Origin of the sequence: Tardiphaga sp. 42S5 (assembly GCF_034044155.1) — a bacterium.
Classification (GTDB): Bacteria; Pseudomonadota; Alphaproteobacteria; order Rhizobiales; family Xanthobacteraceae; genus Tardiphaga; species Tardiphaga robiniae.
The window spans coordinates 626958-647216 of the sequence record NZ_CP139027.1 but is presented as its reverse complement, the minus strand read 5'-3'; the positions used below and the strand labels follow the sequence as shown (position 1 = coordinate 647216).

At 61.6% G+C, this 20259-nt stretch carries 21 protein-coding genes; 7 read left to right on the top strand and 14 right to left on the bottom strand.

What is annotated here, in order from left to right; all coding sequences use genetic code 11:
- From ybeY to tsaB, 7 genes are all read right to left on the bottom strand, one after another.
- A complete protein-coding gene (ybeY, locus tag SFY93_RS02990; RefSeq protein WP_093757733.1) occupies nt 1-513 on the bottom strand; it encodes an rRNA maturation RNase YbeY in 513 nt (170 codons plus the stop codon).
- A gap of 65 nt (nt 514-578) precedes the next feature.
- On the bottom strand, nt 579-1634 hold the full coding sequence (locus tag SFY93_RS02985; protein ID WP_320446014.1) for a PhoH family protein: 1056 nt from the start codon (nt 1632-1634) through the stop codon (nt 579-581).
- 4 nt (nt 1635-1638) lie between these two features.
- Entirely contained in the window at nt 1639-3057 is a 1419-nt protein-coding gene (miaB, locus tag SFY93_RS02980; protein ID WP_320446013.1) for a tRNA (N6-isopentenyl adenosine(37)-C2)-methylthiotransferase MiaB, read from the bottom strand.
- 104 nt (nt 3058-3161) lie between these two features.
- Nucleotides 3162-3866, bottom strand: a complete 705-nt coding sequence (locus SFY93_RS02975) for an HAD family hydrolase (protein WP_320446012.1) — start codon at nt 3864-3866, stop codon at nt 3162-3164.
- A 13-nt stretch (nt 3867-3879) separates the two neighbouring features.
- Entirely contained in the window at nt 3880-4332 is a 453-nt protein-coding gene (locus SFY93_RS02970) for a Fur family transcriptional regulator (protein ID WP_068730031.1), read from the bottom strand.
- 42 nt (nt 4333-4374) lie between these two features.
- Complete coding sequence (rimI, locus tag SFY93_RS02965) at nt 4375-4860, bottom strand: ribosomal protein S18-alanine N-acetyltransferase (RefSeq protein WP_320447679.1); 486 nt, start codon at nt 4858-4860, stop codon at nt 4375-4377.
- Nucleotides 4860-5555, bottom strand: coding sequence for a tRNA (adenosine(37)-N6)-threonylcarbamoyltransferase complex dimerization subunit type 1 TsaB (gene tsaB / locus SFY93_RS02960; protein ID WP_320446011.1), 696 nt, complete (start codon nt 5553-5555; stop codon nt 4860-4862). Before tsaB ends, rimI begins: the two co-directional genes overlap by 1 nt.
- Before the next feature lie 377 nt (nt 5556-5932).
- Between tsaB and SFY93_RS02955 the strand changes: the two genes are divergently transcribed.
- Nucleotides 5933-7612, top strand: a complete 1680-nt coding sequence (locus tag SFY93_RS02955) for a methyl-accepting chemotaxis protein (RefSeq protein ID WP_320446010.1) — start codon at nt 5933-5935, stop codon at nt 7610-7612.
- Nucleotides 7613-7686: 74 nt separating this feature from the next.
- Here the strand turns inward: SFY93_RS02955 and SFY93_RS02950 are convergent, their stop codons facing one another.
- From SFY93_RS02950 to murJ, 4 genes are all read right to left on the bottom strand, one after another.
- Nucleotides 7687-8256, bottom strand: a complete 570-nt coding sequence (locus tag SFY93_RS02950) for a NifU family protein (RefSeq protein ID WP_089263329.1) — start codon at nt 8254-8256, stop codon at nt 7687-7689.
- A 136-nt stretch (nt 8257-8392) separates the two neighbouring features.
- Nucleotides 8393-8887: a universal stress protein gene (locus SFY93_RS02945; RefSeq protein WP_089263331.1), complete on the bottom strand. Its 495-nt coding sequence runs from the start codon at nt 8885-8887 to the stop codon at nt 8393-8395.
- Nucleotides 8888-9044: 157 nt separating this feature from the next.
- Complete coding sequence (gene trpS / locus SFY93_RS02940) at nt 9045-10097, bottom strand: tryptophan--tRNA ligase (RefSeq protein ID WP_320446009.1); 1053 nt, start codon at nt 10095-10097, stop codon at nt 9045-9047.
- An 88-nt stretch (nt 10098-10185) separates the two neighbouring features.
- On the bottom strand, nt 10186-11739 hold the full coding sequence (murJ, locus tag SFY93_RS02935) for a murein biosynthesis integral membrane protein MurJ (protein ID WP_320446008.1): 1554 nt from the start codon (nt 11737-11739) through the stop codon (nt 10186-10188).
- A 159-nt stretch (nt 11740-11898) separates the two neighbouring features.
- On the opposite strand from murJ, the gene SFY93_RS02930 reads away from it, so the two are divergent.
- A complete protein-coding gene (locus tag SFY93_RS02930) occupies nt 11899-12900 on the top strand; it encodes an adenosine kinase (protein ID WP_320446007.1) in 1002 nt (333 codons plus the stop codon).
- Between the two features lie 50 nt (nt 12901-12950).
- Here SFY93_RS02930 and SFY93_RS02925 read toward each other — a convergent pair whose 3' ends face one another.
- Complete coding sequence (locus SFY93_RS02925; protein ID WP_320446006.1) at nt 12951-13982, bottom strand: ISAs1 family transposase; 1032 nt, start codon at nt 13980-13982, stop codon at nt 12951-12953.
- A 423-nt stretch (nt 13983-14405) separates the two neighbouring features.
- Between SFY93_RS02925 and SFY93_RS02920 the strand changes: the two genes are divergently transcribed.
- Complete coding sequence (locus tag SFY93_RS02920) at nt 14406-15344, top strand: IS110 family RNA-guided transposase (RefSeq protein ID WP_320446005.1); 939 nt, start codon at nt 14406-14408, stop codon at nt 15342-15344.
- A gap of 69 nt (nt 15345-15413) precedes the next feature.
- Here SFY93_RS02920 and SFY93_RS02915 read toward each other — a convergent pair whose 3' ends face one another.
- Nucleotides 15414-16598: a serine hydrolase domain-containing protein gene (locus SFY93_RS02915; RefSeq protein WP_320446004.1), complete on the bottom strand. Its 1185-nt coding sequence runs from the start codon at nt 16596-16598 to the stop codon at nt 15414-15416.
- Nucleotides 16599-16872: 274 nt separating this feature from the next.
- On the opposite strand from SFY93_RS02915, the gene SFY93_RS02910 reads away from it, so the two are divergent.
- Together SFY93_RS02910 and SFY93_RS02905 are read left to right on the top strand one after the other, a co-directional pair.
- Nucleotides 16873-17202, top strand: a complete 330-nt coding sequence (locus tag SFY93_RS02910) for a hypothetical protein (protein ID WP_320446003.1) — start codon at nt 16873-16875, stop codon at nt 17200-17202.
- Between the two features lie 153 nt (nt 17203-17355).
- On the top strand, nt 17356-18846 hold the full coding sequence (locus tag SFY93_RS02905) for an NAD-dependent succinate-semialdehyde dehydrogenase (protein WP_320446002.1): 1491 nt from the start codon (nt 17356-17358) through the stop codon (nt 18844-18846).
- A gap of 125 nt (nt 18847-18971) precedes the next feature.
- Here the strand turns inward: SFY93_RS02905 and SFY93_RS02900 are convergent, their stop codons facing one another.
- On the bottom strand, nt 18972-19184 hold the full coding sequence (locus SFY93_RS02900; protein WP_320446001.1) for a hypothetical protein: 213 nt from the start codon (nt 19182-19184) through the stop codon (nt 18972-18974).
- A 282-nt stretch (nt 19185-19466) separates the two neighbouring features.
- On the opposite strand from SFY93_RS02900, the gene SFY93_RS02895 reads away from it, so the two are divergent.
- Both SFY93_RS02895 and SFY93_RS29645 read left to right on the top strand, forming a co-directional pair.
- A complete protein-coding gene (locus SFY93_RS02895) occupies nt 19467-19823 on the top strand; it encodes a hypothetical protein (protein WP_320446000.1) in 357 nt (118 codons plus the stop codon).
- Nucleotides 19824-19891: 68 nt separating this feature from the next.
- Nucleotides 19892-20242, top strand: a complete 351-nt coding sequence (locus tag SFY93_RS29645) for a hypothetical protein (RefSeq protein WP_414717045.1) — start codon at nt 19892-19894, stop codon at nt 20240-20242.
- The last annotated feature ends 17 nt before the right edge of the window (nt 20243-20259 follow it).

The following is a 20259-nucleotide window of genomic DNA, read 5'->3' as shown; positions in this document are numbered from 1 at the left end:
TCAGGTCACCCGATCCTGATCTGCATAGGGGTCCGGGATCCCGAGCGTTGCCAGGATCTCGCGCTCCAGCGCTTCCATCTCTTCGGCTTCGTCGTCCTTCTCATGATCGTAACCGACCAGATGCAGAAAACCGTGAATGGCGAGATGGCTGAGATGGTTGGCGAAGCTCTTCTCTTCTTCGTCAGCCTCGCGGCGCGTGGTCTCGTAGGCAATGGCGATGTCGCCGAGCATGCGCGGCATGTCATCGGGCTCGTCCGCGCCTTCGGGCGGCTGCAGCGCCGGGAACGACAGGACGTTGGTCGGCTTGTCGATGCCACGCCAGTTCTGGTTCAGCGTGCGGATGCCGGCATCGTCGGTGAGCATGATGGCGAGTTCGGCGTCGGCCGTATCGGTGTCGACCATGGCGGCGGCAGCTTCGATGGCGCGGTGAATCACGGCGTCAGCATCGGCCTCTGCAGACCAGCAATCGGCGACAACAAGAACCTCTGTCGCGGGAGATGAATAGGTCGGCATCGGTATCGAACTTCTTTCGCGAACGGACCCGATCCCGGGTCCGTCGTCAGCGTATGAGTATGTCATCAGGTCTTTGTAGCGACCGCCTTCTGCGGCGTTCCTTCGTAAGCGGCGACGATGCGAGCCACGAGTTCGTGGCGAACCACGTCTTCGCCGGTGAATTTCACCTGCGAGATGCCTTGCACGCCGTCGAGCAGACGCGCGGCCTCGGCGAGACCCGAGGTCTGGCCGTTGGGCAAGTCGACCTGCGAGGGATCTCCGGTGATGATCATGCGGCTATTCTCGCCAAGACGCGTCAGAAACATCTTCATCTGCATCGAGGTGGTGTTCTGCGCTTCGTCGAGAATGATTGCGGCATTGGTCAGCGTGCGGCCGCGCATGAAGGCAAGCGGCGCGATTTCGATTTCGCCGGTCTGCAACGCGCGTTCGACAATGCGCCCGTCCATCAGGTCATACAATGCGTCATAGATCGGGCGCAGATAGGGATCGACCTTCTCGCGCATGTCGCCGGGCAGGAAGCCGAGCCGTTCGCCTGCTTCTACCGCGGGACGCGACAGGATGATGCGATCGACTTCCTTGCGCTCGAACAGCATCGCCGCCTGCGCAACCGCAAGCCAGGTCTTGCCGGTACCGGCGGGGCCGATGCCGAACACCAGCTCGTTGCTCTTCAGCGCGCGGATATAGGCGTCCTGCGTCGCAGTGCGGGCGCGCACCGGGCGCTTGCGCAGATTGATGGTCTCGAAATTCGAGGCGGCTGCTTTCGATCCCTTGGGATCGAACGGAAACAGCGTACCTTGCGCCAGCGTCGCACGGATCGTGCCTTCGACATCGCCGGGGGCAAGGTCATGGCCCTGCACTGCCTGCGCATAGAGCGTTTCGAGTACACGCCGTGCGGCATCGCAGGCGTCGCGGGTGCCGGTAAGGGTGATGTGGTTGCCGCGGGAATCGACGACGACATTCAGCCGGCGTTCGATGATTGCGAGGTTCTGGCCATAAGGCCCGACCAGCGAAGAGGCCGCCCGGTTGTCATCAAAGTCGATGACGACCTGCGTCTCGGCCTGCGGTGGAGTATCGAGTTTACGAACAGCGAGCGTAGACGAATCCGATGCGCTTTTGGCCAAGAATTCAGGCTCCCGTGACGGTGTGAGAACGGACTGGCTGCAACACTGGTGGTACTGGAGAACTAGCAACTGGAGGTGACGCGAGGCTGCCGAGCAGGCTGTAGCGCTCAAGGCTCTCAATGGTGATCGGAAGCACCTGGCCGATGATGTCGTCAGAAGCCATCACATGGGCCGGTTGCAGGTAAGCGGTGCGGCCGACGATCTGGCCGGGATTGCGCGCGGGGCGTTCGAACAGCACATCCACAGTGCGTCCAATCGTGGCCGCGTTGAAGGCCGATTGCTGGCTGTCGATCAGGTTCTGAAGCCTCACCAATCGCTCGTCCATGTCAGCCTGTGACACCGTCTCCTGCAAATCCGCGGCCGGCGTTCCCGGACGCGGCGAATACTTGAACGAATAAGCGCCAGCGTATCCGATTTGTGTGACGAGCGCGAGCGTGGCTGCAAAATCTTCCTCGGTCTCGCCCGGGAAGCCCACGATGAAATCAGAAGTAAAAGCAATGTCTTGCCGCGCGCCGCGAAAACGGTCGATGACGCGGCGATAATCTTCGGCTGTATGTTTGCGGTTCATGGCCGCCAGAATGCGGTCGGAACCCGACTGCACCGGCAGATGCACGAACGGCATCAGCTCCGGCAAATCGCGATGCGCCGATATCAGCGTGTCCTCGACGTCTCGGGGATGGCTGGTGGAATAGCGCAGCCGGGCGATGCCGGGAATTTTTGCGAGGCGATAGAGCAGCGTGCCCAGTGCCCACGGACGGCCGTCGGGACCCTCGCCGTGATAGCCGTTGACGTTCTGGCCGATCAGCGTGATCTCGCGCACGCCGTTATCGGCGAGCCGCTGCACGTCGTCGATGATCTTCGCCACCGGGCGCGAGACTTCGGAGCCGCGGGTGTAGGGCACGACGCAGAAGGTGCAGAACTTGTCGCAGCCTTCCTGCACGGTAACGAAAGAGGAAATGCCGCGGGCACGAATCGCTGCCGGCTTCGGCGGCGGCAGGAAGCCGAACTTGTCCTCGATGGGAAATTCAGTGTCGAGCGCGCGGCCACCGGCTTTCGCCTGTTTCAGCAGCGCCGGCAGGTTGTGATAGCTCTGCGGCCCGACCACGACATCGACCACGGGCGCGCGGCGAATGATTTCGTTGCCTTCGGCCTGCGCGACGCAGCCGGCGACGACCACGTTCATCTTGCGTCCGGCCTGCGCGGCTTCTGCCTTGGCCACGCGCAGCTTGCCGAGCTCCGAATAGACCTTCTCGGACGCCTTCTCGCGGATGTGGCAGGTGTTGAGGATCACCAGATCCGCGTCGTCGACATTGGCCGTCTCGACGAAGCCTTCAGGCGCCAGCGTGTCCACCATGCGCTGGGCATCGTAGACGTTCATCTGGCAGCCGTAGGATTTGATATGCAGCTTACGCGGCGCGGTCATGGAACCTGTAATGGGCTGGAAATGCGCTTGCTGCGCAGCGCTCAATTATAGGCTAACGTCCGGAAAATCCAGCATTTCTGCAAAATATAAGTGCTCGCAATGGCTTAGGCGAGGCCGACGGGCTCGCCAGCCAGTGCGCCCCTGACCACCAGGCCAGGGAGCTGCCGCATATCGTCGAATACGAGATGGGCTCCAGCGGCCGTCAGGGCTGCCGCGGTGGCTGGGCTGCAATGGCCGCCGCCGTGATAGCCGAACACGGTCATGCCGGCGGCGACGCCCGCCGTAACGCCGGGAATGCTGTCCTCGATCACGACGCAGCGCTCGGGTGCGGCATTCATTTGCGCGGCGGCAAACAGAAACAGATCGGGCTGCGGCTTGCCGCGCTCGACCTGCAGAGCGGAAAACAGATGCGGATCGAAACGATCGAGCAGCCCGGTCGTAGTGAGGCTGCTGCGAATGCGTGTCGGTGTGCCCGAGGACGCTACGCAAACCGGCTGTGACAATATTGCGAGTGTCTCGGCGATATGCGGGATCGGCTGCAGCTTCGCGCCGAACACCTCGTCGATCGTGGCTTTCAGCGTCGCGGTGTAGTCATCGGGCAGCACGCGGCCGAGCTCGGTCTCGACTTCCAGGCGCGCCTCGCGCGCGGACCGGCCGAGGAAACGCTCATGCACCTGATCGGCGGTGATGGGATAACCGAACTGGGTCAGGACATCCGCGTGGACGACGCAAGCGAGGGACTCACTGTCGACGAGCACGCCGTCACAATCGAAGATGACGAGATCGAAGCGCGAAGAAACTGAACTCACTTGGTTGATTCGCTCACTTGGTGGTTTTGTCCTCGTCGAGCGGCACGCAGTACAGCTCCAGCCGGTGATCGACCAGCTTGTAACCGAGCTTCGCGGCGACTTCAGCCTGCAATTTCTCGATCTCTTCAGACGTGAATTCGATGACGGTCCCGTCACGCAAGTTGATCAGATGGTCGTGATGGCTGTCACGCATCGTCTCGTAGCGCGCGCGGCCTTCGCGAAAATCGTGACGCTCGATGATGCCGGCGTCTTCGAACAGCTTCACCGTGCGATACACCGTCGAGATCGAGATCTTGTCATCGACCGCAACGCAGCGGCGATACAGTTCCTCGACATCGGGATGATCGTCGGCTTCCGCCAGAACGCGCGCAATCACGCGGCGCTGTTCCGTCATGCGCATGCCGGTCGCGGCGCAGCGCGCCTCGATACCAGCAGACTTCATCGCAGATGATTTCAGTGCAGTCATGATCCGAGTCCCATCGTAGCTTCTTTTGCCACTCCGCAGGCGTCAGGACAAGTCGCGCCGCATCACCAGCGCATTCAATTCCGCTCCATCCGCTTCCTTATAGTAACGTTCCCGGCGTCCCGCGACTGCGAAGCCGGTTCTGTCATAAAGCCGCCGCGCCGGTAGATTGTTTTCCTCGACTTCGAGGAACACGGTACGCACGCCGCGACCGGCCAGATGACCGAGATGGGTGAGGAACAGGTCGCGCGACAGGCCGCGGCCGCGATGAGCGGGCGACACCGCAACGGAGAGAATCTCGGCTTCATCGGCGGCGATTCGTGAGACGGCGAAGCCGATGAGGCGGCCGCGCAGTTTCAGCCGATGCACGAGGGTGTTTTGTTCGCGCAGCATCTGTTCGAATTCCCCGGCACCCCAGCCGCGATGGAAGGATGCCGCATGCAGTTGTGCGAGTTGTCGCGCGTCGCGCAGCGTGGCGGGCTCGACCACCGCGTTGCCGCGGCTGAACAGGCGCAGCAGCCAGGCCGGCATCATGATGCGGCTAGTGCGGCCTGCTGCATCAGGCTGCTTTGCGGCTTGGCATCAGGGGCGCGCAGATAGTAGGGACGCGCCAGCGCGGTTTCCGGATTCACCGCGGCGCCAAGCCATGCCACCCATGAGATTTCGGGAGCGGGTTGCATGTCGACGTGCAACGGCGCCGGCGCATCGGACGGCCAACGCGCGGCCAGGATCTCTGCGGCATTGCCGACCAGATACGGTGCGCCGAACTGCACGGCCTCAAGGGCCTCGTCGATGGGGATGACGCCCGGCCGCACCAGCGAGGTGCCGTTACCGCTGACGACCTGGAAATAGACATGGTCATGCCGCGCATCGATGGCGGCGATGACAGGCGCATCCATGTTCTCACTGACGACGGATGCCGCATAGGCCGTCAGTGTGGTGATGCCGACCACAGGCTTGCTCGCCGCCAGGCCGATGCCGCGCGCCGCCGCCAGGCCAACGCGCAGGCCGGTAAAGCTGCCCGGACCAGTGGTGACGGCAATGCGGTCGAGGTCGGCGAAGGCGATGCCAGAGCCCGCCATGACGCGCCCGAGCAACGGCATCAGCGCCTCGGCATGTCCGCGCTTCATCGGCATGGACTCATGCGCAATGAGCTTGCTGGTGCGGGTGTCGAGGATGGCTGCGGCGCAGGCATCAAGGGCGGTATCAATGGCAAGGATCAACATAAAAGAGACGCTACCACGGCTTGCGAGGGTTTGCGCCTGCCACTCGCAGAATATCGCTCCATGCGCAATGGTGCTGTGATTCGCTTTGCTGCCGGAGAGGGGCGGCAGCTTTGGCGTGCATCCACTACTCGCTTTCTCATAAAGATATTTCACAAGATACGATAGCGAGACCACGAAAGTTCTCGTGAGCGAAATGGGCTCGTGGAACAGCTTCAGTTTCACTCTGGTTAAAAGCTTCACTTAATAAATTCTTCGGAGATCGATGAGATAAGCATACCGTTTGGAAGCGACATTTCGCGGATGCGTGTGGCTTTCATGCGGGCTGAAATTATTCGTCTAATTTTTTGGATACGATTATATTTATGGGAGGCGATCCGATGCTGCATTGGTTGAGCAGTTCAGAGGCGCGCGAGGGGCGGGCCCTGGCGGCAGCGATCAAAAAATCGCAAGCCGTGATCGAATTCAGCGCTGACGGCACGATCCTCGGAGCCAATCCAAACTTCCTGTCCGCCCTTGGATATACGCTGGAAGAAATCGTCGGCAAGAACCACAGCATGTTCGTGACGCCGGAAATGAAGAGCAGCGCGGAATATCGCGCGTTCTGGAATAACCTCAATCGCGGCGAGTACCAGGCCGGCGAGTTCAAGCGTCTTGGCAAAGGTGGCAAGGAGGTCTGGATCCAGGGTTCCTACAACCCGATCCTGGGGAATGATGGCAAGCCCCTGAAAATCGTCAAGTTTGCCATGGATACAACTGCAGTGAAAATCCGCAGCATGGACGATGCCGGCAAGATTGCAGCCATCGGTCGTTCGCAGGCTGTCATCGAGTTCAAGCTCGATGGGACGATTGTCACGGCCAATGACTTGTTCTTGAATGTCTTGGGTTACAATCTCGCGGAAATCGAAGGCAAACATCACAGCATGTTTGTCGATTCTGCAACTCGCGACGGCGCGGCCTATCGCGAATTCTGGGCCAGCCTCAATCGTGGTGAATATCAGGCCGCCGAATACAAGCGGATCGGCAAGAACGGCAAAGAGGTCTGGATTCTCGCGACCTACAATCCAATCCTTGATGAGACAGGCCGGCCAATCAAGGTAGTCAAGTTCGCGTCAGACGTTACCGAACAGAAGCTGCGCACGGCGAATTTCTCAGGTCAGATCGAGGCCATCGGCAAGTCGCAGGCCGTGATCGAATTTAGCATGGATGGCATCGTTCTCAGCGCTAACGAGAATTTTCTGGGCGTGCTCGGTTACGCGCTCTCGGAAATACAGGGCAAGCACCACAGCATGTTCGTTGTGCCGAGTGAGCGCGACGGTGCCGACTATCGCGAATTCTGGGCGGCGCTCAAGCGGGGTAATTACCAGGCGGCGGAGTACCAGCGGATCGGTAAGGGCGGCAAACAAGTCTGGATACAGGCTTCGTACAATCCGATCCTCGACCTCAATGGCAAGCCCTACAAGGTCGTGAAGTATGCCACCGACACCACGGCGCAGGTGATCGCGCGCATGAAGAGCGAACGCGTCCGCGCGATGATGGAATCGGTCGCCGCTGGTGCTGAGGAACTGAACGCGTCGGTGCGCGAAATCTCTGAGGCCATGATGAAATCAAAGACCACGGCGATGTCTGCGGTGGGCAAGGTCGAGTTGGCGGACGATCAAGCGCAGCGTCTCAGCACGGCAGCGCAGGCGATGAGTGGGATCGTCGAGCTGATCGGCAACATCACCGGGCAAATCAATCTGTTGGCGCTGAATGCCACCATCGAATCGGCGCGTGCCGGTGAAGCCGGTCGTGGCTTTGCGGTCGTTGCATCGGAGGTGAAAAATCTGGCCAACCAGGCCAAGCAGGCGACCGATAAGATCGCCAGCGAGATCGGCAGCCTCAATGGCATTTCGAGCGATGTGGTCGACGCGCTGAGCGCGATCAAGCAGGAGATCCAGAACGTCAGCGAATATGTCACCGCAACGGCGGCTGCCGTCGAAGAGCAGAGCACGGTGACGAACGAAATGTCATCGAGCATGCAGCGGGCCGCAGAAGAAGCCGCAAGTATCGGCCGCTAAACGAAGGCTGGTTCCAGAAACGAAAATGCCCGGGATTGTCCCGGGCATTTTTATGTGTCGCGGTGCGACCGAACTTACATCGGGCGGACTTCGACAACGTCCGGCACGAAGTGCTTCAGCAGGTTCTGTATGCCGTGCTGCAGGGTCGCTGTCGATGACGGGCAGCCGGCGCACGACCCCTTCATGTTCAGATAAACGATGCCGTCCTTGAAGCCGCGGAAAGTAATGTCGCCGCCGTCATTCGCAACAGCCGGGCGCACGCGGGTCTCGATCAGGTCCTTGATCGTATCGACCGTCTCGGCGTCTTCCTCGTTGAAGAATTCGGCCTCGTCGTCGGAGATCACGTCGCCGCTCACGCTGCCGTCGGCCATCAGCGGCGCGCCGGACATGTAGTGCTCCATGATGGCGCCGAGGATCGCCGGCTTGAGGTGCTGCCAGTCGCTGTCGTCCTTGGTCACGGTGACGAAGTCGGAGCCGTAGAACACTGACGTGACGCCCTTCACGGCGAACAGCTTTTCGGCCAGCGGCGAACGCGTTGCGGCTTCCGGTGAGGTGAATTCCATGGTGCCGCTGTCGAGCACGTCGCGGCCGGGAATGAACTTCAGCGTGGCGGGATTGGGGGTAGCTTCGGTCTGGATGAACATCGGTCTCTCCTGCGTCGCCGGTTCAAGGCCGGCGCGTGAGTATCCCCTAGCAGATGGCGACGAAAAACGCACGGTCAAGGCATGAAATTGCCGAATTCGGCCTATTTCGCAGTCCCTTAGCGGTTCGGCAGGTTGCTTACGACAGCGCGTCGATGTCGAGGTCGCTCAGGGCGCCCGACACGATAACGACCGGCACCGGGAAAGAGCCGACCAGCTTGGCCATCATGGTGACGATTGGACCGGGACCCTCCGCGCCGGCCGATGCAGCCAGCACCAGCATGGAAATGTCGACGTCCTTGTCGATCACGTCGAGGATTTGCTCGGTGGGATCACCCTCGCGGATCACGCGTTCAGGGGTGATGGCAGCGATGCCATTGGCACGGCCCGAGGCGCGGTCCAGCGCGGCATTGGCGCCTTCTTCCGCTTCGGCCTTCATGACGTCGGCAACGCCGAGCCATTGCTGGTTGCGATCTTCGGTGTCGATGATGCGCAGCATTACCACGCCGCCACCGACACGAATGGCCCAGCGACTGGCGTAATACACTGCGCGGTCCCATTCCTCGCTGTCATCGACGACCACGAGGCATTTCGGCTTGTGGCCGCTTTCATAACTACGTCGCTGGGTGCTCATGCATGTCCCGATGCTGTGGCGCTTCTGATGCGCCAGAATGTGAGCGGCTTGGCAATCGTGTCATGCTGCCACGGCGCAGCGGCGTTCGACAAGCGCGACGCAAGGATGGCTTGCGTCGCGTCGATTGTGGCGGAGAAAAGGAATGCGATAGCGAAAATTACCGCTTGTGGATGAAGCCGATGATGTCCTTCACGGACTTGATGGTTTCGGCGGCGATGACACCTGCGCGTTCACCGCCATCGGCCAGAACCTGATCGACATAGGTCAGGTCGGATGTCGTCAGCCGCTTCATCTCGCCGGCGATAGGCGACAGTTTTTCGACAGCGAGATCGACGAGGCTCGATTTGAAGCCGGAAAACTGCGCGCCGCCGAATTCGCTGAGAATGTCAGCCTTCGACCGGTTGGACAGTGCGGCATAGATACCGACGAGGTTGTCGGCCTCGGGACGCGGCTCCAGGCCCTTCTCTTCCGACGGCAACGGTTCCGGATCGGTCTTCGCCTTGCGGATCTTCTGCGCGATGGTGTCCGCATCATCCGTAAGGTTGATGCGCGAATTGTCCGACGCGTCCGACTTCGACATCTTCTTGGTGCCGTCGCGCAGGCTCATCACCCGCGTTGCCGGGCCAGTGATGACAGGCTCGGGCATCGGGAAGTAAGGGCCGTCATGGCCCTGCGCTGCGATGGACTCGGAGAAGTCGTTGTTGAACTTCTGCGAGATGTCGCGGCACAGTTCGAGGTGCTGCTTCTGGTCCTCACCGACCGGAACGTGCGTGGCGCGATACAGCAGAATGTCCGCAGCCATTAGCACTGGATAGTCGTAGAGACCCACGGACGCGTTTTCGCGGTCCTTGCCGGCCTTTTCCTTGAACTGGGTCATGCGGTTCAGCCAGCCGAGGCGGGCGACGCAATTGAAAATCCAGGCCAGTTCGGCATGGCCGGACACCTGGCTCTGGTTGAAGATGATCTGCTTCTTCGGATCGATGCCCGAGGCGATGAAGGCCGCAGTCACTTCACGGGTGTTACGGCGCAGTTCATCGGGCCCGCCCCAGACAGAAATCGGCACGGTGACGGCATGCATATCGACCACGCAGTAGATGCAATTATGCGTCTCCTGCAGTTTGACGAAATTCACGATCGCGCCGAGATAGTTGCCGAGGTGCAGATTGCCCGTCGGCTGGACGCCCGAAAAGACCCGTTGGGTAAAAGCCATAACCAAGTTCCTGTGCGCCCGTGGTGGAATGCGGGCCAAGGGGCGTGACTTGCCATAGGCGCCGGGCGGCGTCCATTGCCAATCTGCCCTAGCCAGCCGCTGGTGATCGCTTGAGGGCGCCGCGGACCTCGGCCCAGCGCACGGCCCCCGTCAGCGTCAGTAACGCGGCGTAGATTGCCAGCCCGCCAACGATCAGGAGGCCGAGCAGGCTCGCTCGTACGAGGGTGTGGGCCTGCGCCGTCCAGGGCAAGGCAATATGCGCGGCGAGCCATAGCAGGCCGCCCATGGCCAGCGACGACAGGACAATGATCGGCAGTCGGCGTCTTGCATCATGGTCGGGCGAGAAGCCGAAAGCTGCTGCGCTCCGGACGATCAAAAAGATCGCGCTGCCCCACGCCGCCAGAGCGATCGCCGCTGCGATGCCGCTCGCACCGAATGGCCTATTCAAAACCAGTGCAGAGATGGTTGCGATTACCAGGCCGATAAGCGTCGCCAGCAGCGGCGTCGTCGTGTCCTCGCGGGCGAAGAAGGCGGGCGACAGAGCTTTCACAAGCACCTGCGCGGGCAAGCCCAGTGCCAGCCATATCAGCGCACCTGCAGTCGAGATCGTGTCGCTCGCGCTGAACGCGCCGTGTTGAAACAGACACTGCACGATGAGATGGCTCAATATCATCAGTCCGAGCGTAGCCGGTAATGCGAGACCAATAGCGAGTTCAAGCCCGCGCGATTCCGCCTGCGCGATGGCGGCGTGATCGTCTGATCGCACAGCGCGCGTCAGTGCGGGGACCAGCACAGCGCCCATGGCTGTGCCGACGATGCCGAGCGGAAGTTCTATCAAGCGGTTCGCGAAATACAGCCACGATACTGCGGCCGGAGTCGTCGATGCGATGATTGCGCCGGTGACGATGAGAAGCTGCGGCCCGGAATTGGCAACCATGCCAGGCAACGCCTTGCGGAAGAAGCCGCGCATCTCGCCATCGAGCGACAGCCGCAAGGGCGTCGCAAGATTGCCGCCAGATTTCCGCAAGATCAGCATCAGCAATTGCAGCAGCCCGGCAACGCCCACAGTAGCCGCCATGGCCATAGCGGCAGTGTCTGGCTCTTGCCGCCACACCAGCAGTAGGGTCATGACGGCGATCAGGGCGATGTTGAAGAGCAGCGGCGAAAATGCGGTCAACGCGAAGCGTTGTTGCGCGTTCAGCAGTCCCATCATGACAGTGACGGGGCCGGCGAAGGCGAGATAGGGTAGCATCAATCGCGCATTCTCGACGGCGAGCTGCAGCGTCGGCTGGCCGACGAAACCCGGGGCAAGCATTGCGATCACGAGCGGCATCGCAAAGCCGATCAGGATCGTCGCGACGATAAGCGCAACGCTGATGGTGCCGAGCACACGACCCGCAAAAGCTGTGGCTGCGACTGCGCCCCGCGTCGTCTGGATGCGCAGCCAGGCCGGAATCAGCGCCGCGTTCAGCGCGCCCTCGGTGAGCAGCCGCCGGATCACATTGACGAGCTGGAATGCGACCAGAAAAGCATCCGCGACCGGGCCTGCGCCGAGCAGCGCGGCGACCATCGCGTCGCGGGCAAAGCCCAGCAACCGCGACGCCAAAGTGCCCGTGGAAACGGTCAGGATGGAACGGATCATAGGACCATCGTAAGGGGCTGTCCTTGCTGGTGCGGGGCAGAACGTGATAGTCGCTGCAGCCATCAAACCGGCCTTTACGGCGGCTCAACTTGGGCGACCGCGAGACGAGTTGAAACGGATTTTCAGCCTCATCGCAATTGCCGCAACGGGATATTCTTAATGACCTCAGCGAAATATGACGTGCTCGGAATCGGCAATGCGATTTTCGACGTGCTGGTGCAGGCCGATGACAAGTTCCTTGCCGCGCATGAGATGACCAAGGGTGGCATGGCACTGATCGACGAAGCCCGCGCCGCCGCGATCTACAACGCGATGGGCCCGGCCACCGAAATGTCCGGCGGTTCAGCCGCCAATACCATCGTCGGTCTCGCCAGCCTCGGCGCCCGCGCTGCCTATGTCGGCAAGGTCAAGGACGACCAGATCGGCGCGCTCTACACCCACGATATCCGTGCTGCCGGCGTTGCGTTCGACACCAAACCCGCCACCGGCGGTCCGGCCACCGGTTGTTCCTACATCCTGGTGACACCCGATGGCGAGCGCACCATGAACACCTATCTCGGTGCTGCGCAGGATCTGACACCCGACGATATTGACGCCGCTGCAGTCGCAGCCTCGTCGATCGTCTATCTCGAAGGCTATCTGTGGGATCCCGTCAGCGCCAAGGAAGCCTTCGTGAAGGCCTCGAAAATCGCCCATGACGCCAAACGTCAGGTCGCATTGACGCTGTCGGACGCGTTCTGTGTTGGTCGTTATCGTGCCGAGTTTCTCGACCTGATGCGTTCCGGCACCGTCGATCTCATCTTCGCGAACGAGGCCGAGCTGACCTCGCTCTACGAGACCACGGATTTCGATGCCGCGCTCAAGCAGCTCGGTAAGGACATCAAGCTCGGCGTCGTGACGCGTAGCGAGAAGGGCTGCGTCGTGACATCAGGCGATGGCGTCGTTGCGGTGCCTGCACACAAGATCGAGAAGCTCGTCGACACGACGGGCGCTGGCGATTTGTTCGCTGCGGGCTTCCTGTTCGGCCTGGTGCGCAACGCCGGCTATGAAAATGCCGGCAAGCTCGGCGCGATGGCCGCCGCTGAGGTCATCCAGCATATCGGCGCGCGTCCCCAGGTTTCGCTGAAGGACCTGGCGGGCAAGAACGGATTGCCGGTTTAAGCTTAGGCCAAGAACGACGTCGTTCTTATCCCTCCCCCTTGTGGGGAGGGCTATCGCATACGGCCGAGAGCGGCGACGAGGTAGTCGTCGTTCCAGGCGCATTTTTTGATGCGGTGGCTGATTGGGACCTTGGGGCGGTCGGAGATCTCAAGGATGTTCTTCGCGATCCGCTTGAGGATGGCGACGTTGGCAGGAGCGTGGTCCTTGTGCGCGCGGTTCATATCTTCGCCGAGATGAACGTCGAGCATCCAGTGCAGTCCGTTTTCGACCTGCCAATGCGACCGGGTCATCTCGAGTGCCTGTTGCGGCGAGAAGACGCGCGAAGCCATGAACAGGCGGACTTGCGGTTTGGTGGCGTCGCGGCGGGAGGTCACGCGTATGAAGGCCTGGTGGCCCAACATCAGTTCCTGTGGCGCACCCGCGACTTCGGCCCTGCGCCATTCCTCGCGGCCATGGCTGCGCTCGATCTGTTCGGCCGCAGGCGCCATTGCAGGGCATTTAAACGCGGCTTCGGCCTCGCGGCGCCAATTGCGGCGATTGCCCTTGAGCGCCAGAATGTAATCCGCCTTGCGCTCGATCACAGCCTCCGCCATGCGGCGGTGACAGTGCAGTGCATCCGCCGTGACGATCTTGTCCGTCAGATCGAGCAGGGCGATCACCCGCAATGCGGCTTCGATCTCGTTCTCGGCCGCCGTCGGCGAAGCCGCGCCAAGGCAGAGCCTGGCTTGTACTGCAAAAGCCGATACCGTCATTGGTGGGCACGCCTGATGGCCCCGCGCATAGGCCCGCCGCAGCGCCTTGCCGTCGATCGCCACGACCTCGTCCGGGCCGGCTGCCTCGCCGAGCGCTTTGGCAAAACCTGCGGCAAAGGCCGCAAAAGCCCGCTCGAATGCCTGTGGGTCCATCAGGCGCAGCAGCCGCGAGAAGGTGTCGTGGCTCGGCGCTTCGTCGTAATCGATCAGGCGGCACAGCGCCGCCCTGCGGGTTTCCGCAAACAACGCAAATTCCGTCGCCGTATTGGCGCCGCACAGGCTCGCCGGCACCATCATCACGATCAAATCGCCGAACCGATACGACGGCATTGCCGGCACGCGGGTCTGGCACCGTTCCAAAACAGGCTTCGAGGCAAATGGCGGTCTCTCCTTCCAGATAACCGCTTGTCAAGAATCCTTATTCGCTGTCAACGCAAGCCCATATGCGATTCCCCTGCCCTGGAGGGGGAGGGTGGCCAGCCGTCAGGCCGGTCAGGTGGGGGTGCTACAAGCGACGCTCTCACGTGGGGCACCCCACCCGTCACATCACTCGCTTCGCTCGTAATGCGCCACCCTTGTAACTTGCCGAATGCCGTTTCTGCTAAGCTTGGCGAAGCGGTGGCAGGTGGGAGACCGCATCACCCGAGAGACATCAAGCCCGCTGGGGAGCATGGGTCCTCGCCTGCCGTTCCATCGAACCCGGACAGTCGCTTGGGCCGCTTGGCGAGCCCGGTTGCGCAAGGATGGGATCGGATGGACGCGATTTATGTTGGCATCGATGTATCGAAGGATCGGCTGGACGTGGCGGTGCGTCCATCTGGTGAGAGCTTTGCGGTGGGCCGCCATGGGGCCGGCATCGACGAGCTTATCGAACGGCTGAGGCTCTTCTCGCCGCAACGCGTGGCCGTCGAGGCCACGGGTGGCTTTGAGACGGCCGTGGCGGCAGGCCTCGCCGGCGCCGGACTGCCGGTCGTCGTGGTCAATCCGGCGCAGGTGCGCGCCTTTGCCAACGCCCTCGGCAAGCGCGCCAAGACCGATCCGATCGATGCCATGGTGATCGCGCATTTTGCCGAGGCGACCCAACCGCAGCTGCGCCAGCTGCCCGACGAGATGACGCGTCTGCTCGCCGACCTCGTCGCGCGCCGGCGCCAGATCGTCGAGATGATCGCCGCGGAAAGCCAGCGGGCCCGTCGCGTCAGCAATCCGCGCCTGAAGAAGAGCATCGCGCGGCTGCGCAAGGCGCTCGAGAAGGAGCTGTCGGAGCTGGACGACGACATCGGCGATCACGTGCGGAGATCACCGGTGTGGGCCGAGAAGGAAGATCTGCTAGCCTCGGTGCCGGGCATCGGGCCGACCATCGCGCGCAGCCTGATTGCCGAACTGCCAGAGCTAGGCACGCTCGATCGCCGTCAAATCGCAGCGCTCGCAGGTCTGGCGCCATGGACCCGGCAATCCGGCCAGTGGCGCGGCAAGAGCTTCATCGGCGGCGGAAGAGCAAGCGTCCGCGGCGTGCTGTTCATGGGCGCCATGGTCGCCGCACGCTTCAATCCAACGCTCAAAGCGTTCCGCGACAGGCTCATCGCTGCCGGCAAGCCAAAGCTCGTGGCCATCATCGCCGTCGCACGCAAGCTGCTCACGATCCTCAACGCCATCCTCCGGGAAAAAACGCCATGGCAACCCAAAAACGCTTGACCCGAAAGACAGTCGCTCCCCACTGCGCGTAGCTTCGCTGCGCTTGGGAGAGGGATTAGACAGCGGCTCTCACGCCGCCTTCTTCGCGCCGAGCCCCGCATAGACCGCCCGCTCGAAATCCGAAAACACCTTCAAACAAGTCGAATCCGCAAACGGCAGCACCTGCATCATGATGGCGCCGGTGATATCTAGCGCGGGATCGATCCAGTAGTAGGTGTTGGCGAGGCCGGCCCAGGCGAGGCTGCCGGCGCTGCGGCCTTCGGGTGACTGCGCCGTATTGATCATGAAGCTGAGGCCGTATTTCTTGTCGATACCCGGAAGGAAGTCGACATTGTTACTGGCGGTCGGCACCGCTGAAGCCATCGGCGTCATGTTAAGTTCGCCGATGTGGTTTTGACTCATCAGCGCGACGGTCTCTGACTTTAATATCCGATTGCCGTTGCCGGTCCCGTTATTCAGCATCATTTGCGTAAACTTGATGTAGTCGGGGGCGGTGCCATAGAGCCCCCCGCCACCGGCGAAGAATTCCGGATCCTGCTTGATCTCGAACGGGATCGGGGTCAGTGCACCGTCGGCGCCGCGGCTGTGCATGGCAACAAGGCGCTTGCGCCGGTCGCCGCCAATCACGAAGGCGGTGTCGTTCATCCCAAGCGGCGCCAGCAAATGGTTCTGGAAATAGGCGTCAAGACGCTCGCCGCTGACGGCCTCGACGACTTTGCCCACGAAGTCGATATTGGTGCCGTACTCCCAGCGGGTCCCGGGATCGCGCATGATCGGCACCTTCATGGCGGCGTTCAGTCCGGACCGAAACGGCGGAATGCCGGTTGTCTCGAGATAGCGCACCATGTCGCCGTTCCACATGTCGTAGCAGAAACCGGCGGTGTGGGTCAGCAGATGCCGCAAGGTGATCGGTTGGCGCGGCGGACGTAGTTTCGGAGCGCCTTCGCTGTCGAAGCCATCCAGCACCTGCGTCTCCGCGAGGTCCTGAAGCACGGTCGCCAGCGGTGCATCCAGCGTCAATTTGTCCTGCTCGACCAGCTGCATCGCTGCAGCTGCCGTGATCGCCTTGGTCATGGAGGCGATCCAGAACACGCTGTCCGGTGTGATGGTGGTATCCTTGGATGCGTCGCGCTTGCCGAACGCCCCTTGGTAAATGATCTCGTTCCGCGTCGCAGCCATCGCCACGGCACCGGGAATCGCACCTGTTTCGCTGGCTTGCTGCAGAATCCGGTCAATCTCGACTTGAACTGACATCCGTTTCCTCTCTGGTTTTCTTTGATCTTACCGATTTCCGGCGTGGACATTCAACTTGGGCGCGAGGTCGTCGGTCTCGCGGATGTGATTACATTTGCGCTGGTTTTAGCATCTGAGGGGAACCATATCGGGCATGGGAGCGAGTTCGATCGCGCCTTGGAACGAAATTGGCGCAGCTGTGTTCAAAAAATGACGTGAACGTCAAAGCGCTTTCCGACACTAACCCGTAAGACCATGAGTAACACGTGCAGCGTGTCAGCTGCGGAGACCGACGATGATCGCGAACTGGACCGACTGGAAACATTATCCCCGCGCTTCCCGTGGCGAGAGCATCGAGGCCCCGATCGGTCCAGGAATTTTCGAAGTTCGCGTGGCGCAGACCGGCGCCCTGTTCGCTTTCGATGCGGCTGAAAATCTGGCGCAGGCGTTGGCGAAGATTTCGGCCCCGCCCAAATCGTTTATTTCCTGGTTCGGTCGCAGCGACGCCGCGATGCTGCCGGAGCTGGAATACCGCACCTTTTCCACGACCACCCGTGCCAACGCCCGCATCGCTTTGGAGCGAATGATCGATAGGCGCGAGACCTATATGCGCGGCGCGGCCTGATCGGGCTTGCGGCGTTCTGCGAATATTGAATTCGGGCGTTAAATACCCCTGCGGGCGATAGCTGCCATTCGCTGCCAAGGGGCGCTTTCGGGCCTATACTCCTCTACAAGTCCGCGGCTATACGTTCGCGACACTTCCGCAGGAGAGCCGCCCATGTCACCGACCGCCGCCGCACGTCAATCTTCCGCCCCTTCGCTGCGCGACCGCCTCAAGGACCCCTCGCTGCTGCGCGACAAGTGCTACATCGACGGCGCCTGGGTCGGCACCGGCGAGACGGTGGTCACCAACCCGGTCAATGACGTCGAACTTGCCAAGGTGCCGAATATGAGCACCAAGGAAGCGACGCAGGCTGTCGAGGCCGCCGAAAAGGCGTTTCCGGCCTGGGCCAAGTTCACCGCCAAGCAGCGCTCCAACATCCTGCGCAAGTGGTTCGAGCTGATCATCGCCAATCGCGAGGATCTCGCGCTGATCCTGACCACCGAGCAGGGCAAGCCACTGGCCGAAGCGCTGGGCGAGGTCGATATCGGCGCCGCCTATATCGAATTCTTCGCCGAGGAAGCCCGCCGCGTCTATGGCGAGACCATCCCGACCCAGCGTGCCGATGCCCGGCTCCTCGCCATCAAGCAGCCGATCGGTGTGTGCGGCGCCATCACCCCCTGGAATTTCCCGAACTCGATGATCACCCGCAAGGTGTCCCCGGCGCTGGCCGCCGGCTGCACCGTGGTGCTGAAACCCGCCAACGAGACGCCGCTGTCGGCGCTCGCACTGGCTGAACTCGCCGAGCGTGCCGGCGTGCCGAAGGGCGTGCTCAACATCATCACCGGCGACGCATCGGCGATCGGCCTCGTGTTGTGCGAGCATCCTGCCGTGCGCTTCGTCGGCTTCACCGGCTCCACCAATGTCGGCAAGATTCTCTACAAGCAGGCTTCGGTCGGTGTGAAGAAGCTCGGCCTCGAACTCGGTGGCAACGCACCCTTCGTTGTGTTCGACGATGCCGACATCGATGCCGCCGTGGAAGGCGCGATTGTCTCGAAGTATCGCAACATGGGCCAGACCTGTGTCTGCGCCAATCGCCTCTACGCTCAGGATGCCATCTACGATCAGTTTGTCGAGAAGCTGGCGAAGAAGGTTGCGGCCATGAAGGTCGGCGACGGCACCGAACAGGGCATCACCCAGGGCCCGCTGATCAACGAGAAGGCCGTCGAGAAAGTCGAGCGCCACATCGCGGACGCGGTGAAGGGCGGCGCCAAGATCGTCACCGGCGGCAAGCGCCATGCGCTCGGCGGCACGTTCTTCGAGCCGACGGTGCTCGCCAATGTGAAACCGGATGCACTGGTCTCGCAGGAAGAAACCTTCGGCCCGCTGGCGCCGGTGTTCCGCTTCAAGGACGAAGCCGATGTCATCGCCATGTGCAACGCCTCGCCGTTCGGTCTGGCATCGTACTTCTATTCGCGCGATCTCGGCCGCGTCTGGCGTGTTGCGGAAGCGCTGGAGTCCGGCATGGTCGGCGTCAATACCGGCCTGATCACCACCGAAGTCGCTCCGTTCGGCGGCGTGAAGGAATCGGGCCTCGGCCGCGAAGGCTCGCATCACGGCATGGAAGAATATGTCGAGATCAAATACATCATGATGTCGGGGATCTGAGACGTCACCTCCGACCCAATTAAAATTCATTATGCGTCATGCCCGGCCAGCGCGAAGCTAGCTTCGCTAGATGTGCCGGGCATTTGCATTTGGGCTGGCAGTGCCAATGGCTGAGCCAGCGTCGCTCAGTAGCAGCGACGGACGCGCACGCCATTGACCCAGACGGTGCGGCACGCGACCGCCACCGGGCGGCGCACCACGGCGGCGCCACGATAGCCAGCGCAGCCGGCGCGGTAGACACCGCGTGCGCAGACGACGGCGTTGGCATCCGTAGCTTCAAACGTCATTGTCGTACCGAATGTGAGAACGGCTGCAATCATCATCAAGAAAGTACGCATGGTAATCTCCCGGCTGTGTGTCGGCTTTCAAAGGACTTGATCAGAAAGGTTCGTTGGCTTCAGTGGTGACGTAAGCGGAAGACGAACAAAAGTTTCGGAAGCGGCGTCAACTACAAAGAGTAGTTCGCAAGAACACGCAAAAATATCGCGAGCGATCAGAAATCCTGCAGCAGCGTCTTGCGTCTTGATCCGGCAGTACATCTACTAAATCCTGCAAATACTTGCCGACTTGAAGCATGTAATGGGGTCATTTCGCCCGATGTTGAATCAGCAGGAGAAAGCATGTCGGATTTCAGGACCAGTTGGCTTGCTTTTCATAATCGTCATATCGAACCCGTCTCAAAGGAAGTATTCGGTCACGTCGAAAAGATGGTGATCGGCACTTTGATCATATCGGCCGGGGCACATGTATCGAGCAACGAGCCCTCTATCGTTCTGTTCGGGTACCTGCGCCACGGCCTCGTCGGTCGTGGTGTCGAACTGTTCGGGATCGTTCTGTTGCTACTGAATTTCATCGATGGCCTCTACAAGCTCGCAAAGCTGGAGTGGCATGTCGCGTTTCAGGTCGTCATGTCGTTCTGTTACATCATTCTATCTGCTCGGTTGGTACAGCTGATCCTTGCCTTTCGTGGAGAGTAACGGACGCGGTCGGCGAATCACTATCGCGCAGCCTCAGTTATCGTCGAGCGAACGGCGCCAGGACGCTGGTGCAAGCCGGTGAGAGCGAAGCGCTGTTGCTGGCCAGGCACTGCACGATGCGGCCGCCACCCGGCGCAATACCGCCGCAGAGCGATCTGATATCGCCGCCGCATGCCGATCTCATCACGAGCAATTCTTCGCGTGGCCGCATCGGCCGCAGCACGATGGCTGCAGGAGCCGCGGCGGCAGCGGGCGCAGCGGTTGTGGCTGCCGCCGCAGGCGGTGGGGCTGTGCTTTTCGCTGCCGCCTTTGGTGCGGCAGTGGCGGGCGCGGGCTTGGTAGCCGGTGGTGTTGCTTCTGTCTTGGGCGCTGCAGCAGGCGTTGGCGCGGTGGCCTTCGGTGCCGCAGTTGGCGCCTGAACTGCGCGCACCGCGCC

Excerpts from the sequence above, each read along its gene's own strand:
- ybeY (WP_093757733.1), bottom strand. The coding sequence starts at position 513 with ATGCCGACCTATTCATCTCCCGCGACAGAGGTTCTTGTTGTCGCCGAT.
- miaB (WP_320446013.1), bottom strand. The coding sequence starts at position 3,057 with ATGACCGCGCCGCGTAAGCTGCATATCAAATCCTACGGCTGCCAGATG.
- SFY93_RS02970 (WP_068730031.1), bottom strand. The coding sequence starts at position 4,332 with ATGACTGCACTGAAATCATCTGCGATGAAGTCTGCTGGTATCGAGGCG.
- rimI (WP_320447679.1), bottom strand. The coding sequence starts at position 4,860 with ATGCCGGCCTGGCTGCTGCGCCTGTTCAGCCGCGGCAACGCGGTGGTC.
- tsaB (WP_320446011.1), bottom strand. The coding sequence starts at position 5,555 with ATGTTGATCCTTGCCATTGATACCGCCCTTGATGCCTGCGCCGCAGCC.
- SFY93_RS02955 (WP_320446010.1), top strand. The coding sequence starts at position 5,933 with ATGCTGCATTGGTTGAGCAGTTCAGAGGCGCGCGAGGGGCGGGCCCTG.
- SFY93_RS02950 (WP_089263329.1), bottom strand. The coding sequence starts at position 8,256 with ATGTTCATCCAGACCGAAGCTACCCCCAATCCCGCCACGCTGAAGTTC.
- SFY93_RS02945 (WP_089263331.1), bottom strand. The coding sequence starts at position 8,887 with ATGAGCACCCAGCGACGTAGTTATGAAAGCGGCCACAAGCCGAAATGC.
- trpS (WP_320446009.1), bottom strand. The coding sequence starts at position 10,097 with ATGGCTTTTACCCAACGGGTCTTTTCGGGCGTCCAGCCGACGGGCAAT.
- murJ (WP_320446008.1), bottom strand. The coding sequence starts at position 11,739 with ATGATCCGTTCCATCCTGACCGTTTCCACGGGCACTTTGGCGTCGCGG.
- SFY93_RS02930 (WP_320446007.1), top strand. The coding sequence starts at position 11,899 with ATGACCTCAGCGAAATATGACGTGCTCGGAATCGGCAATGCGATTTTC.
- SFY93_RS02925 (WP_320446006.1), bottom strand. The coding sequence starts at position 13,982 with ATGCCGTCGTATCGGTTCGGCGATTTGATCGTGATGATGGTGCCGGCG.
- SFY93_RS02920 (WP_320446005.1), top strand. The coding sequence starts at position 14,406 with ATGGACGCGATTTATGTTGGCATCGATGTATCGAAGGATCGGCTGGAC.
- SFY93_RS02915 (WP_320446004.1), bottom strand. The coding sequence starts at position 16,598 with ATGTCAGTTCAAGTCGAGATTGACCGGATTCTGCAGCAAGCCAGCGAA.
- SFY93_RS02910 (WP_320446003.1), top strand. The coding sequence starts at position 16,873 with ATGATCGCGAACTGGACCGACTGGAAACATTATCCCCGCGCTTCCCGT.
- SFY93_RS02905 (WP_320446002.1), top strand. The coding sequence starts at position 17,356 with ATGTCACCGACCGCCGCCGCACGTCAATCTTCCGCCCCTTCGCTGCGC.
- SFY93_RS02900 (WP_320446001.1), bottom strand. The coding sequence starts at position 19,184 with ATGCGTACTTTCTTGATGATGATTGCAGCCGTTCTCACATTCGGTACG.
- SFY93_RS02895 (WP_320446000.1), top strand. The coding sequence starts at position 19,467 with ATGTCGGATTTCAGGACCAGTTGGCTTGCTTTTCATAATCGTCATATC.